General features: G+C 41.4%; 6 protein-coding genes. 4 read left to right on the top strand and 2 right to left on the bottom strand.

Annotated features, from left to right (window positions below):
* Window positions 1-28: 28 nt before the first annotated feature.
* The gene (gene gshAB / locus HMPREF3112_RS01400) at window positions 29-2,293 is read right to left on the bottom strand and encodes a bifunctional glutamate--cysteine ligase GshA/glutathione synthetase GshB (protein WP_048674148.1); all 2,265 of its coding nucleotides are present in this window, start codon (window positions 2,291-2,293) and stop codon (window positions 29-31) included.
* An 808-nt stretch (window positions 2,294-3,101) separates the two neighbouring features.
* Between gshAB and HMPREF3112_RS01395 the strand changes: the two genes are divergently transcribed.
* Both HMPREF3112_RS01395 and HMPREF3112_RS01390 read left to right on the top strand, forming a co-directional pair.
* Complete coding sequence (locus tag HMPREF3112_RS01395; RefSeq protein WP_070437634.1) at window positions 3,102-4,847, top strand: ABC transporter ATP-binding protein; 1,746 nt, start codon at window positions 3,102-3,104, stop codon at window positions 4,845-4,847.
* Window positions 4,837-6,705, top strand: a complete 1,869-nt coding sequence (locus HMPREF3112_RS01390; RefSeq protein WP_013990253.1) for an ABC transporter ATP-binding protein — start codon at window positions 4,837-4,839, stop codon at window positions 6,703-6,705. Before HMPREF3112_RS01395 ends, HMPREF3112_RS01390 begins: the two co-directional genes overlap by 11 nt.
* Before the next feature lie 93 nt (window positions 6,706-6,798).
* Here the strand turns inward: HMPREF3112_RS01390 and HMPREF3112_RS01385 are convergent, their stop codons facing one another.
* The gene (locus HMPREF3112_RS01385) at window positions 6,799-8,322 is read right to left on the bottom strand and encodes an ATP-binding cassette domain-containing protein (protein ID WP_070437631.1); all 1,524 of its coding nucleotides are present in this window, start codon (window positions 8,320-8,322) and stop codon (window positions 6,799-6,801) included.
* Between the two features lie 428 nt (window positions 8,323-8,750).
* Here HMPREF3112_RS01385 and HMPREF3112_RS01380 point away from each other — a divergent pair, with 428 nt between their 5' ends.
* Window positions 8,751-9,839 carry a hypothetical protein gene (locus HMPREF3112_RS01380; protein ID WP_070437628.1) on the top strand — a complete coding sequence of 363 codons (1,089 nt, stop codon included), beginning with the start codon at window positions 8,751-8,753 and terminating at the stop codon, window positions 9,837-9,839.
* Between the two features lie 527 nt (window positions 9,840-10,366).
* Window positions 10,367-15,587, top strand: a 5,221-nt coding sequence (locus HMPREF3112_RS01375) for a Spy0128 family protein (RefSeq protein WP_141738645.1), incomplete at its 3' end; no start/stop codon positions are given.

Here is a 15,587-nt window from a genome sequence, read left to right as displayed (position 1 = left end):
TGATTTGTTTGTTCCTAAGAATTAGGTTTTAGGTTTGACTTGTGGTAACTTCTGGAAAAAGCTTGTCTAGGATTTTTGGAGTGATAGCTTGTCCAGGACCTTCAGCACAATAGGTGTGCATATACATAGAGGGATTGAAGTTGAGCTCGATACAAGTGCAATGAGGTTTTTCCTTGCTAGCAGGCTGAGTTTTATCTGGAATGATGAGGTCAACCCCGCAAGCCCAGGCCCCCATGCTAGTCGCCATAGCTGCAGCTAATTCTTGATAGGATGAATCCATGGTCTCAGTGACATCAATAGAGTCACCACCCGTAGAGATGTTGGAGTTACGGCGGAGATTGACCTTTTTCCCTTCTGGGAGAATATCATCAGGTGCATAACCTTGCTGAGTCAACATCAGTTGTTCGATGTCTCCTAGCTCAATGATTTCCAGCGGTGAGCGGTGGTCACGGCCTCGCAATGGGTTGGCATTTTTCTGAGCGACTAATTCACGAATGGTGTGTTTGCCATCACCGACAACATTAGCAGCGACACGAAGGAGAACAGCCTCACAACGCCCGTCCAGAATGAAGAAACGGTATTCGGTTCCTGGGATAAATTCTTCAACAAGAACAGCTGTATCTTCTGCAAAGGCAATCTCGAGGGCTTTCTTATAGTTATCAAGGCTGGCAGGCTCTTGGAAAATGGAAATGCCCAGACCGAAGTTGGTTGATTTTGGTTTAACCACAATTTGCTTGCCCTTGATAAGAGGATAGTAGGCTAGACCTTGATCTAGGTTGGTAAATTCGTCTCCAGCAGGAACCGGGAAGCCAGCGTCGGCTAAGATTTTCTTGGTTACGGTCTTATTGGCCATAGCAAGGGGTACCACGTAGTTGTCTTTTGAGGTCATGTTACCATTTTTGACGTACTCAACATGATCTTTATGCCAGAGTTTAAGGAATTGATCCTGCTCATCTAGGATTTCAAAATGAAGCCCTTTTTGAATGGCATCAAAGAGCAGCATCTGGGTAGAAAGTTCCATCTCCTCATAACCCTTAAGGGCATAGTGGGCAGTCCAGTCGTAATCATGATAGGCAAGAGCCTTGTCGAGGGCAAAGTCAGCAAGGGACTTGTCTTTGATATGAGGAAGAAGTTGGGCTGCTAGTGTCTGGTTAGGATCTGCAAAGGCATCTTTAACTTGTTTAACCAGCCCTTGATGATAGTCACCAAGCCCAAAATGTTGCACCAGTTGGTCTAGAGCTGTCGTAATGTTCTGAGTTTCAGCTTCAGAAGGTAGAGGTTCTAAAGGATGAGAGAGGGCAATTTTTTCATTCAGCGCGTGACCTTGAGCCAGAGCCTGATCAACATTTTCAGGGGCATCCATCCAGAGGAAGGCTAGAAGGAGTAGGTGTACGGTATCCATGGTAGTTTGGCTAATACCGATACGCTCAAAGGGGTTGAGGTCGAAGTTACGGAATTCCAGGTAGGTGATTCCCTTGTCAAGGAAGGAGCGATTAACCTTTTGTCCACGGAAACGAACAGCCGAGTAAAATTCCTTTTCCGCAATCAAATCACCTTGTTCGATATAGTTTTCGATGGCAGAGACATAGTCTTCTAGGTTTGCAAAAGATACTTGGATTTCTTCCTTATTGACATAACCATGGTCGCTGTTTCGGAAGGAACGCACGGGTTCTGGGACTTCTTGGTCGAAGAAGCCTTGCTCAGCAACAGGTGCAGCACCAAAGAGATAGGTAATCACCCAACGGTAGCGCAAATAGTTCTGAGCCAGCTTAAGATAGAGGGCGTTCTTGAAAGCAATCATATCAGTCTGGTCGCTTTCTTTGAATAGGGCTTCAACCAAATCTTTCCCTAGTTCCATATTATAGTGGATACCTGAGATAGCTTGAAGTTTAGTTCCGTATTTTTCGGCCAAGTAGTTACGATAATGGCGTTCAAATTCATTCTCCAGTTGGGCAACTTGGATTTCTTGGGCCTTGATACGAGGTGGCATGGACAAGGGCCAGAGAAGTTCATCTTTACTGATGGAACGTCCAGCTACATCGGTAATGGCTCCAAGAAAACGACGAGCCTCAGTGGTAGATTTAGCAACTGGTGTGATGAGCTCCATTTGAAACTCACAAAAATCTGTTTGAATATAAGGGTGGAAACTTCGAGCTCCTAGGCAAGAAGGGTGAGGCGTATGTGCTAATTTTCCCTGTCTATCGACACGAAGACTTTCGCGTTCAATTCCAAAGTTAGCTTGAAGGATAGGGCTGGTAGGCTCCAGCTTTTGAAGCAGTTGATTTATAGTCATAGAGTCACCTTTTCATCTAATGTTAGTGTTAGTCTATTATAAATAGGAACAGAAAACAAATTTCTGCTACGTTTGGCTATGATTTACGAACATTTATGATGAGTTTGTGAAAAATGAGCAGATTTTAGAGAGATTTTTTATCAAACATCGTAAAATGCTTACAAATGTTAGTGAAATGACATTGTACTTGCAATTTTACTCAATTTAACCTATACTAATGACATATATATGAGAACGAAAAAATCCCTAGGGTCTGCCCTCAGGGGCTTTTGTATGCTCTCAAAAGGGTATGACCGTTCTTTTATAGATAAATGATAAGCATAAGACTGTTAGTTTTAAGCTTTGCTATGCCTAGAGTAGACGATATTTTTCGCCGTGGTCGAGACCATTCTGAACCTATTTGCACTTGCTCGAAGTTGCTCACAATTCGACAGTTCGCTCTGCCCAACAGCGATGCTTTCGCCGTGATAGATTACAAAAATGGTGTATATCTATCAATGCATGAAACACGCTCTGCACAGAGCAGGCGATATTTTTCGTCGTGGTAGGGCTCATCCTGAATCTATTTGCACTTGTTCGAATTGCTCACGATTCGACAGTTCGCTCTGCCCAATAACGATGCTTTCGCCGTGATGATATTCCTATAACTGCAGAAGCAGTTATAGGAAGCGGAGTTATCGAGACTTTGGCTCGATAACTAGTCATGGAACGACTGAGTCGGTCGCTGACGTCCGCCATCACTTAAGAAAGCATCAAAAAAGAAAAATATCAAAAGAAAAAAAGAAAAAGAATAAAAACGGAGGTAATTATGTTTCAAACCCTGATCGCCCAGATAAAGGAATACAAGAAACCCTCAATCCTAGCGTCTCTCTTCATGACGCTAGAAGTCATGTTTGAGATTTCCATTCCCTTTGTCATGGCCAATCTTTTGGACAAAGGTGTCCAGCAATCTAACATGTCTAACATTTGGCTCTATGGTGGCCTCATGTTGGTCTGTGCCTTCCTGTCGCTTTTCTGCGGTATGCAGTCGGCACGCTATGCGGCCTTTGCTTCTGCTGGATTTGCTAAGAATCTACGTCAGGCCATTTTCAAAAAGGTTCAAACCTTCTCTTTTGAAAATATCGATAAGTTCTCAGCTGGTGGTTTGGTAACACGTATGATGACTGATGTTACCAACGTGCAGAACTCTTACCAGATGATTATCCGCATCTGTGTACGTGCACCACTTAATCTGATTTTTGCCATTGCAGCAAGTTTCCTTATCAATGGTGAAATGGCTTGGATTTTCGTTGGTGTAACCCTCTTCCTTGGTCTGGTTTTGGCCATTATTACCAAGATTGTATACCCTCTCTTTACTCAAGTGTTTGAGGCTTATGACAACCTTAACAATAGTATCAAGGAAAATATCACCAACATGCGTGTGGTTAAATCCTATGTTAAAGAGCAGGAAGAGACGGATAAATTCAAGAAGGCTTCACGTCGTATTTACAAGATGTTCATGCGTGCTATTCGTGTGGTTGTCATGTCTAACCCAGCCATGATGTTGTCTATGTACGCATCCTTCCTCATGATTTCTTGGTTTGGTGCTCATCTTATCGTTGTCGGCAAGCTATCTACAGGTGAATTGACTTCCATGTTCAGCTATACCATGACCATCCTCATGTCACTCATGATGTTCATGATGATCTTTGTCATGTTGTCCATTTCTATGGCTTCTGTAGAGCGTATCAATGAAGTGCTTAATACTGAATCAACCATTGTTTCACCTGAAAATGGTTTAACAGAAGTCACAGATGGCTCTATCAGCTTTGATCATGTAGATTTCTCATACACTGATGAAAATGGTGACAAGACCCATGTCCTCAAAGATATTTCGCTTGATATTAAGTCTGGTGAGGTTATCGGTATTCTTGGTGGAACAGGTTCTGGTAAATCAAGTTTGGTTCAGCTCATTCCTCGTCTTTATGATGTGGAAGCCGGTCAAGTTAAGGTTGCTGGCCACGATGTTAAGGATTATGATTTGGATAGTTTGCGTAAGCAAGTTGCCATGGTGCTTCAAACCAACGTCCTTTTCTCAGGAACTATTAAGGAAAATATGCGCTGGGGAAATAAACAGGCGACAGATGAGGAAATCATTGAAGCTTGTAAGATTGCCCAAGCTGATGAATTTATTCAAGAGTTTAAGGATGGCTATGACACCAAGATTGAACGTGGTGGAGCCAATGTCTCAGGGGGACAACGTCAACGTCTCTGTATCGCACGTGCCCTCCTCATGAATCCAAAAATCTTGATTCTTGATGATTCAACATCAGCGGTTGATACTAAGACGGATAGTTTGATTCGTCAAGGTTTGGCATCAAGTCTTAAGGAAACAACCAAGATTATCATTGGTCAACGTATTTCATCCATCCAAGATGCAGACCGTATCATTGTCATGGATGATGGCCGTATCGATGCTATTGGTACTCACGATGAATTGGTGGCGAACAATGCCATTTATCGTGAGGTTTACAAGATGCAAACACAAGGGAAAGGAGTAGCAGATGCAGAATAAGAAAAAAGCTAATTGGGGCTCTCTAGCACGTCTTCTACGCTTTTTGTGGCAAGACTACAAACTTTCGCTTTCTATCGCCTTTGTCCTTATTGTGGTTGCTTCCTTGGCAACGGTCAATTTGACGGCTTCTATTCAGTCCTTGGTTGACGTTTACGTTCAACCCATGCTCAAATCTGGTAGCCATGACTTTGGACCGCTTTTACATTTCTTGACTTCAGTGGCTGTCTTCTGTCTTATCGGTGTGATTGCCAACTATGTGTCATCACTCCTCATGGCAACGATTTCGCAAGATTCTCTACGTTCCCTTCGTAATCAGCTCTTTGCTCGCATGCAAAAGCTTCCTGTTCGCTACTTTGATACTCACCAACACGGTGACATCATGTCTATTTACACCAACGACATCGATGCCCTCCGTCAGGCTGTTGAGCAATCCATTCCACAGTTGCTACAAACGGCTATTACCCTTATCGGGGTAACAGTGACAATGCTTACGGTTAGTCCTCTCCTCTTTATCGTGGTCCTAGTCATGGTAGGTATCATGTTTATGGTCATCAAAAATGTATCAGCCAAATCAGGCCGTTACTTCGGTGAACAACAAAAGAATTTGGGGATTGAGAATGGTTTCATCGAGGAAATGATGTCAGGTCAAAAAGTGGTCAAGGCCTTTGTTCACGAAGAAGAAAGCATGGCTGATTTTGACAAGATTAACGAGCAACTCTTTGAATCTTCTTACTTGGCCAATCGCTATGCCAATGTTCTCATGCCAATTCTTGGAAACTTAGGAAATGTTTCCTTTGTTTTGACCGCCTTGGTTGGTGGACTCTTTGCCCTTAATGGTGTTGGTGGTTTGACTATCGGTGGTCTCATGGCCTTCCTACAATTGAACCGTTCTTTCAACGGTCCTATTACTCAGGTCTCTCAACAACTGAACTTTGTTCTTATGGCACTTGCCGGTGCTGACCGTATCTTTGACCTTCTGGACGAACCAGAAGAAGTTGACCAAGGTAAGGTCACTTTGGTCAACTACGAATTGGTAGATGGTCAAATGGTTGTGACAGACAAGAAAACCAATCTTTGGGCTTGGAAACACCCACGTCCAAATGGCGACTACGAATTGGTCGAGTTGGTCGGAAATGTGGTCTTCCAAGACGTTGATTTCTCTTACGATGGTAAGAAACAAATCCTTCATGACGTTAATCTCTATGCAGACAAGGGGCAAAAGGTTGCCTTTGTCGGTGCGACAGGTGCTGGTAAGACGACGATTACCAACTTGATTAACCGTTTCTACGATATCCAATCTGGTGTGATTACTTATGATGGTATTGATGTCAAGCTGATTGAGAAAGATTCTCTTCGTCGCTCGCTTGGTATCGTGCTTCAAGATACCCATCTCTTCACAGGGACTATCGCTGAAAATATTGCCTATGGTCGTGCCGATGCGACACGCGAGGAAATTCTTGAAGCTGCCCGTATTGCTAACGTGGATTCCTTTGTGCAACACTTGGACAATGGGTATGACACTGTTCTTACAGATGACGGTGCAGGCTTGTCTAATGGGCAACGTCAGCTTATCGCCATTGCGCGTGCTGCCCTTGCCAATGCACCGGTTCTTATCCTTGACGAGGCGACATCCTCTATTGACTCTCGTACCGAAAAAATGGTACAAGAAGGGATGGACCGACTTATGGAAGGACGTACGGTCTTCGTTATTGCCCACCGTCTTTCAACCATAGTCAACTCTGACGTTATCATGGTTATGGACCACGGACGTATCATTGAACGTGGTGACCACGATAGCCTTATGGAACAAGGTGGTACTTACTACCGACTTTATACCGGTGGTCTGGAAATTGATTAAGACTAAAAAACTCAGGTTTTGCCTGAGTTTTTTTGCATCTGAAGAAAAGGTTTCTTTTGAGACTTTTCTTGTAAAAACGATAGATTTGATATCCTAAATCTCAACTTCTTCTAAACCTTGTGAGTCTAGACGATAGATCTTTTGGCAGACTTGTTTGAGGTAGTTGACATCATGCGATACTGTCAGAATTGCCCCTGAATAGTTCTCGAAGAGCTGTCGGACTTGGGGTTGAGAGGTGGGGGAAAAATTTCTGGTTGGTTCATCTAAGATAAGGAGCTGAGGGCTTTCTAAGACCAGGTGCAGTAGGAGAAGTTTTCCTTTCTGTCCTCCAGATAAATCAGAGATTGCATGGTTCATTTCATCATGACTAAAGTTGAGGTTAGCGAGATGGGAGCTTATAACCTCTCGTTCAGACTTGTCGCCAGTCTTACTCAAAAACGCTATTAGAGACAAATCCAGTGGCAAGATAGTGTCATAATGTTGGGGCATGTAGCCAATGGTCAGGTCTGTCTTTTGGCTAAGTTTTTGGTAGAGATAGTGTAAGAGAGTGGATTTCCCACAGCCGTTATCTCCAACAATACCAATTTTTTCTTGCCCTTTCAAAGAAAGTTTGAGATGGTCAATGGTCAGGTGAGGAGCAATGTTTATCTGCTTTTCATCCAGATTTAAGAGATATTTTCCCTGAGGTAGAGGGTCGATATGAGAGAAGAAAAGTTCAATGCTGTCTTCTTTATCAGGCATCTGTGTCATATCTTGGGCAAGGCGGTCGAAGCGTTTTTCTTGTGAGAGGACTGCTTTCATCTTTTTAGCAAGCAATCGTCCTTGCGTGCTGTCATGCGTATTGCGTAGGGTGGTTTGGACATTTTGTTTGATACGGCGATGCTTGGCCATGGCTTTGTCATAGGCTTTTTTCTCAGTTTTGGCTTGCTGCATCTGTTGTTGGTAGCTATCAGTGTGATGTTGGCTGTAGTTATCATAGTCGAGGTGTTCCACACTGGTCCTTGCCTGTTGACGACGTTTAAGGAGTTCCAGATGGATAATGGTATCAGCTGTCTGACTGAGTAAATCCTCGTCATGTGAGATGTAGACGATCGTTTTATCAGAGTGCTTGATAAAGTCTTTTAACCAAGTCATAGTAGTTAAATCCATATCGTTTGAAGGCTCATCAAGAAAAATGATGTCGTGGGGACGAGCTAATTCTCGGATGAGTTGAATTTTGAGTTTCTCACCACCTGATAGAGTGGAGATCAGCTGACTGCTAGCAAAACGCTCACTATCAAAACGAAGTTCATCAGCCAGACGATAGAGGGTGGCATAGTCTAGGTCATAAGTGTCCGCAAAGAAGTAGTCGTTAAGGGTTAGAGATTGCAAGTTATCCGAAATTTGTTGGGGAATATAGACCAGTGGGCTATCTGTTTTGTTAATAGTTCCCTCGTAAGACAGATGGTCAAAATGTGCTTTTGGATTGACCATAACGGCAAGGAGACTAGATTTTCCATTGCCTTCCTCCCCAATGATGGCGACTTTTTCGCCTGTAGCTATCGTTAGATTTAGATCATGAACAAGTTCACGCAAATCTTTGGTATGTGTTATGGTTAGGTGTTGAATCTGTATCATAGGACCTCCTAGGTCAGAGTGTTTGTGGATATTGTTTGAAGTAGTTTTTTACTTCAAACAATATCAAAGGTCAAAAAACAGTCCTACCTTATAAGATAGAACTGCCTTGAATCTAGCTAAAAAGCTCTCTAGGAGATAGTGATGGTGTGGACGCAAAAAAGCGCAGATACCATCAACAAGTTTTCTACAGAAAAAGAGCGCAAAAAAGACATGAAAACAATCTATCAAATAAAGCAGGTTTATTGTGAATAGACTTAGTTGTTCATGTCTCCATTTACCTCCGAATGTTACTTGTCTCGATTTTACGCTGTCTAACGGATTTTGTCAAATGAAAATCAAAAATCCAGCCCTCTTAGACCGCCGATGCACCTTATCAATAGTCCCCACCTATGCTATACTAGAAGTAATACTGAAAAATGGAGATTATTATGGAAAATAAGTTTGTAAAGAAGCCAACACCTAAGGGGGATAAGACAACAAAAATTGTTTTTATAGGTCTCTTAGTGGCATTGCTTTTTGTAATCGCAGGAACGGCTATCTTTTTTGCTGTGAGTGGTAGCAGTAAGGCTACCAAGGGCTCAGCCTCATCTAGCAAGTCAAGTACAACTGTCTATTCCGGCAGCAATGCAGAAGATCCCTTGTTTAAAATCACCCTGACAACCTTCGGGGATAATAAGGAATTTCTACTCGTGACACCAAATCCTGGTCATGATAGAAACATGTTTAACATTGTGGGGGTAGCTGGTCAATACCTAGTCACTCAAGAGTACAAGGGTGATGTATCTGGTAAGAAAAATGCCAAGGGTGAAACTCTTTATAAATATGACTACTTTAATATCTATGTGTATGACACGGAAAAAACAAATCAGAAACCTAAACAAATTGACCTTTTGAAATTGGCTAAAAAAGCTGGGGATGAAGATTATTTAAATCAGGCAGGTCTAAGGCTTTTCATGCTTAATGACCAAGCCTACTTACAAATGCCTTTTGGTGCATCGTCAGCTGATTTTGCTTCTAATAAAAAATACCTCAATCTCAAAACTCAAAAAATCGAGGAGATGAATATCTCAGCTAACTCGAATACTTTGGACTCGGAATTGGAGTACGCTAATGTTGATATGCGTAAGACTTTAGAGCCTTTTGGTCTTGAGATGTGGCCAGGTGCAACTAATGGTAAGGATTTTGATAATCCGTCTGGAACACCAATTGCGAGTCTACCTGCTCTTTATTACATTTCTGAAAAAGACAGGAGCCTCAATATGGATAGTACAAACTTTGCCAAAGAGCAAAAGGAAGCTTATGAAGCTGTTAAGACCAAACATGCTAGAATCTATACGCTTCCAAGTAAAATCAATAACGAAAGCTGGTTCAATACCTTGCTCCATTGGATGGCACCTGAAGGGCAGGATGCCTACGAGTTACCCGTTAGGGCTTTTAGACCGACTCAGGAAGAAGGTAAAGTCAAGTCCTATCAAGAATTGCAGTCTTGGAATGACAACCATATCAGAAAAAAATAGAGGAAGTTACTTCTGGAACCAATAAGATGATTAACCCAAGTATGTGATGCTTGGGTTTTTATTTTTTAAAAAATGTAGTGGGTGACTATAGTCGTGAAAGGCAATTATTAAATTGTATATCAATGGTTTATCTAGGGTGTTACAGAATCGGATGGTTTGTAATAAGAAGGTAAAAATTAGAATTAAAGTGAGAAAATCAGCCAATAAAATGAGTTAAATCCTCTCATAAGTCTAACATCTTCCGTGAAAAACATGAGAAAGTTAGGAATGAAAAGAAAATAAAATAGAAATTTGGAAACGGTATAAAGTAAATAAAATCAAGGTTTTTACACTTGTAAAGGTAAAAAATGAACGAAAGTTGCCGGATAAATTGTCAGACAACTTGATTTTTTTTAAAAAAGTTGCCTTAATCACTTGACCATAAATTGTCAGAATGTTAGAATGTAATTGTATCATGAGTACACGTATAGGATTTTTTGTATACTCGTGACCTATAACTAACTATTTCATACAGAGGGAGACTTGAAATGAAAGACATTTTTAACAGACGCCAACGATTTTCATTGCGTAAATATTCGTTTGGTGTCGCTTCAGTCTTGCTAGGAACGGCACTCTTTGCTGCTCATACTGCACAGGCTGATGAAGTCACAGCACCTGATGCTTCTTCATCAAACCCTGGTTCATCAGTTGAGGGCGAAAGTTCGTCAGACCTTGTTGAGACGTCTACAGCATCAACAGCTCAAGCAGATCCTACTGCAGCTGTATCTTCAACTGATGCAACTGCGTCAACATTTAACTTGACGCCAGAAGCATCAGCAACAGATAAGGCTGCCGCAGAGACAACTGAGAAAGCTGCTACAGAAACTGCAAAACCTGAAGCAGCTAAACCAGCTTCAGAGACTGCAAAACCAACTGAGAAAGCTACTCCAGAAGCAGCTAAGCCAGCTACAGCGGCATCTACAAATGCAGCTAGCAACAACGTTGAAACAACAGCTTCAGCGACAACCGCTGCAGCAACTCCAGCTGCAACAGCGGCTAATCGTACTGCAACAACAGCTGCTCCAGTAGCTGAAGAAACAGCAGCAGCCGAAACTGCGGCAGCAACTACAAGTCTTAACACACGTGGTTCTGCACGTTTTTATTCTGTAGGATCAGCAGCAGATCGAAGTGCAACACTTGACCGCGCTGCAACTGATTTGACGAATGCTGGTGCTTTGGCAATAAGTCGTAGCCGTCGTAACCGTCGTGCCGCTACAGACCACAATAACGAGCCGGTTGCTGTAGCAAGTTTCCTAAAAGACGGTGAAGTTGCTACACCTGATATGACGGATCCAAATGGTGCAAGTGTTCGTTCACAAACAGTACCATCAGGATATGCTGCTAAAGAAGGCGATGTCTACACCTATAGTATTGTAGACCTTACTAAGTTTAATAAACGTTACAATACAAACTACTATACACGTGCTTACAAGAGATTTGATGCTTCAACAGATACGACTGTTGAATTAATCGATAAAAACACTGGTAGTGTAGTTGAAACAAGAACTATTACAGCTTCAAGCGGTATTCAAAAATTCACAACTACAAAAGCAGCTTCTAACGGAGAGTTGACTTGGCAAGTTGATTACAGCCCAGGTATCGGTGTTGGTCCTGGTAAGACTGACCAACCTTTCATTCAATTTGGTTATGAAGTTGGGGCAAGTGTCCAAGCTTTAGTATCTTCTGGGCACCAACTCACTCCTGCTGAGAAAGCTTTTTATGATGCAGTTTATGATGCACGTAATTCTACAGATATTATTAACGTTGTAGAACCCGCATACAATGGTCGTGAAATTACAGATACCAATGCTAAGATTCCAGTATCAGTTAATAAAACAACTTACTATAAAGTAGTTGATAAAAACAACCCAACATTTAACGCTAATAAAACAGATAAAACTGTTCAAGACTATGTAGCAAATGGTAACGAAGTAGACTTAGCTTCATACACTCTTAAAGCTATGGAAGGGCAAAACTTCACAGCATCTGGAGAGCGCCAATTTGATGGATACAAACTTTATCAAGCAGCTGATGCAAATGATCAATCAGGTTATGTAAGCCGTCCTTACACTATTGGTACGAAATTCATGGACGCTGAGCGTGCAGGAATTAAACGTATTAAAGAAATCGTAGGTGAAGATGGAACTGTAGTCGTGCGTGTTTATCTTCTAGATCCAAAACAACAAAGCAAGCGTTCTGATGGCACCTTGAGCACTGATGGCTACATGTTGCTAGCAGAAACTAAACCTATTAAACCAGGTGATTACAACAAACAGGAGTTGGCATATAAGAAGTCACCTCTTAAGACTATCGCGCATACAGTAACTGATCCAAAAACTGGAGCAAAAACTGAATATCCAAACGGTAAAGATGTTCCATTTGACTTCCAAAAAGCTGCTGGATACACACCTTATAAGACAGTCTTTGTCCCATTCTTGGGAGACAACATCGGTCACCTTTCTCCAAATGCTCAATTAGAGCGTGGTGTAGGAGGTATCGGTACCAACGTTGACTTGCTTAACTCTTTGACACCGTATAAACAACCTGTTTATTACTATGTCAAACAAGAACCTGTAACAGTTACTCCAGAAGTTGAAAAACAACTTGAAGGACGTGTACTTGTTGATGGTGAATTCAGCTTCAAGATTGAAAAAGATCAAGAAAATAAATCACTACCAGGATATGAAGAAACTGTAACTAACAAAAACGGTAAAGCTACATTTAGTAAATTAAGCTTCAATAAAGTTGGTACTTACACTTACACAATCACTGAGGTTAAAGGGGCAGATACAAACGTCGATTACGATGGTATGACAGTTAAGATGACTGTTACTGTAACTGAGAACTCTAAAGGTGATTTGCAAGCTTCAGTTAAATACAGTGGTACTGGTGGATTCGCTTCAAGTGCAGATGATAAGGTCTTCAACAACTACGTTGTAGCTCCAGTTAAGACTAAATTTGACTTTAGCAAGGCTCTTGCAGGTCGTGAATTGAAAGCCGGTGAATTTAGCTTCGTATTGAAAGATTCAACTGGTAAAGTTCTTCAAACTAAGACAAATACTAAAGAAGGTGTTGTAGCCTTTGATGATTTGACTTTTGACAATACTCAAGTTGGTACTCACAAATACACTGTAGAAGAAGTTATCCCAGAAAATAAAGAAGCTGGTATGACTTATGATACAATGAAAGCTGAAGTAACAATCACTGTTACTAAGGAAGGTCACGTTCTTAAAGCAACAAACACTCTTCCATCAGATACAGAGTTCAACAATACATTCACTCCAGGTGCGGTTAAAGTTAACCTTGAATTTGATAAATCACTTTCAAACGGTACTTTGAACGCAGGTGACTTTAGCTTCACATTGACTGGTGACAACAATGTTAACGAAACTGTAACTAACAAAGCTAACGGTAAGATTAACTTCAGCGAATTGTCATTTGACCGCGAAGGTGTCTACAACTACACTGTTAAAGAAGTGAAAGGCAACAATGCCGATGTAGACTACGATGAAATGACTATCGCAGTTAAAGTAACAGTTACTAAAGATGCCGCTACAGGTCTTTTGGTTGCTAAGACTGAAATGACTTCAACAGGCGGTGAAGCAACTGGTACTGATGACAAGATCTTCAACAACCACGTTGTAGCTCCTGTAACTGCACAATTTGACTTCAGCAAAGCTCTTGCAGGTCGTGACTTGAAAGCTGGCGAATTTAGCTTTGTATTGAAAGACAAAGATGGTAAAGTCCTTCAAACAAAACAAAATGATGCCAACGGTAAAGTTAAATTTGACGCATTGACATTTACAAATGCTCAAGTTGGTGACCACAAGTACACTGTAGAAGAAGTTCAAGGAACTGAAGCAGGTATGACTTATGACCCAATGAAAGCTAACGTAACAGTTACTGTTACTAAGTCAGGTCATGCGCTTACTGCTGTTGCAACTCTTCCAACTGATAAAGAGTTCAACAATACCTTCACATCAGCTCCAACTCAAGCTCAATTCAAGTTCACTAAACGTCTTGAAGGTAAAGCACTTGAAGCAGGTGCCTTCGAATTCGAATTGCTTGAAAACGGCAACGTTATTCAAACTAAGAAAAATGCAGCAGATGGTTCAATCACATTTGATGCTATTGAATACAGCGCTGAAGGTGAACACACTTACACTGTGCGTGAAAAAGCTGGTAACGATACAAACATCGATTACGATACAATGAACGCAGAAGTGAAGGTTAAAGTTACTAAAGATGCTGCTACAGGTCTCTTAAGTACTGCTGTTACAATGCCTGAAGACACAGAGTTCAACAACTATGTGGTTTCTCCAGTTGTAACTAAGTTTGACTTCACTAAGAAATTGGCTGGTCGTGAACTTAAAGCTGGTGAATTTAGCTTCGTATTGAAAGATGCTGCTGGTAACGTCGTTGAAACTGTTAAGAATGATGCTGCTGGTAACGTAACCTTCTCAGAATTGTCATTCGACAATACTAAAGTTGGTACACACACTTACACTGTAGAAGAAGTGATTCCTGAAAACAAAGAATTCGGAATGACTTACGATAAGATGAAAGCTACAGTGACAGTTGAAGTTGCTAAGAACGGTCACACATTGACTACTGTTACAAACGTTACATCAACTGGTGGTGTAGACGCTAACGGTAACGCAACTGACGGTACTGCAGATAAAGAATTCAACAACAAAGTCACTCCTCCAGAAACTCCTGAATTCCAACCAGAAAAATTTGTCGTTTCTAAAGAGAAATACGACATCACTGGTAACAAGTTGATGGATGACGATGATGATGTCCCTGGTAACGAGTACACAGCAACAAATGCTGATCCATATGTTGATGGTGTTGCAAACAACGAACCAGAAAACTTGAATACTAAGACTGTTAAACGCGGTTCTAAATTGGTATACCAAGTATGGCTTGATACTACTAAATTCACAGAAGCTAACAACATCCAATACGTTGGTGTATCTGATACATACGACGCAGATAAATTGGACGTTAACGCAGCTGACATTAAAGCATACGATTCAGTAACTGGTGCAGATGTGACAGCTAAATTCGACATCAAAGTTGAAAACGGCACAATCACTGCAACTTCTAAAGATGAATTTATCAAAGATAAAGAAAACAACCCTGTTATCGATACTACTAAGTTCGCCTTTGGACGTTACTATAAATTTGATATCCCAGCAACTGTTAAAGAATCTGTTAAAGCTGGTGCTGATATTGAAAATACAGCCAACCAAACAGTTCACGTTTACAATCCAGTAAGCAAGACAGTTGAAAAACCTGAAAAACCAACACAAAAACGTGTTAACAGTGTTCCAGTTCCAGTTGAAATGAACTTCACTAAACGTTTGGAAGGTCGTGAACTTCAAGCTAACGAATTCGAATTCGTATTGAAGAAAGACGGCGTTGAAGTTGAACGCGTGAAGAATGACGCTGCTGGTAAGATTGTCTTCAAGACTCTCGAGTTCGGTCGCGATGATCTTGGTAAGACTTACAACTACACAGTAGAAGAAACTCCTGGTACAGATGCAACTGTCAAATATGACACAATGGTTGCTACTGTTAAAGTTGTGGTTTCACACGACGGTACAGCTAAAGCAATCGTTGCTAACGTGACAGATGCAGCTGATAAAGAGTTCAACAACACTGTAACTCCACCAGAAGAACCTAAGTTCCAACCAGAGAAATACG

The sequence above is a fragment of the Streptococcus sp. HMSC10E12 genome (genome assembly GCF_001807855.1).
Lineage (GTDB): Bacteria > Bacillota > Bacilli > Lactobacillales > Streptococcaceae > Streptococcus > Streptococcus salivarius.
This window is presented reverse-complemented; position numbering and strand designations above follow the sequence as displayed.

What these genes read in the sequence shown, in the direction of transcription:
- HMPREF3112_RS01390 (WP_013990253.1), top strand. Translation starts at nt 4,837, where the DNA reads ATGCAGAATAAGAAAAAAGCTAATTGGGGCTCTCTAGCACGTCTTCTA.
- HMPREF3112_RS01380 (WP_070437628.1), top strand. Translation starts at nt 8,751, where the DNA reads ATGGAAAATAAGTTTGTAAAGAAGCCAACACCTAAGGGGGATAAGACA.
- gshAB (WP_048674148.1), bottom strand. Translation starts at nt 2,293, where the DNA reads ATGACTATAAATCAACTGCTTCAAAAGCTGGAGCCTACCAGCCCTATC.
- HMPREF3112_RS01385 (WP_070437631.1), bottom strand. Translation starts at nt 8,322, where the DNA reads ATGATACAGATTCAACACCTAACCATAACACATACCAAAGATTTGCGT.
- HMPREF3112_RS01395 (WP_070437634.1), top strand. Translation starts at nt 3,102, where the DNA reads ATGTTTCAAACCCTGATCGCCCAGATAAAGGAATACAAGAAACCCTCA.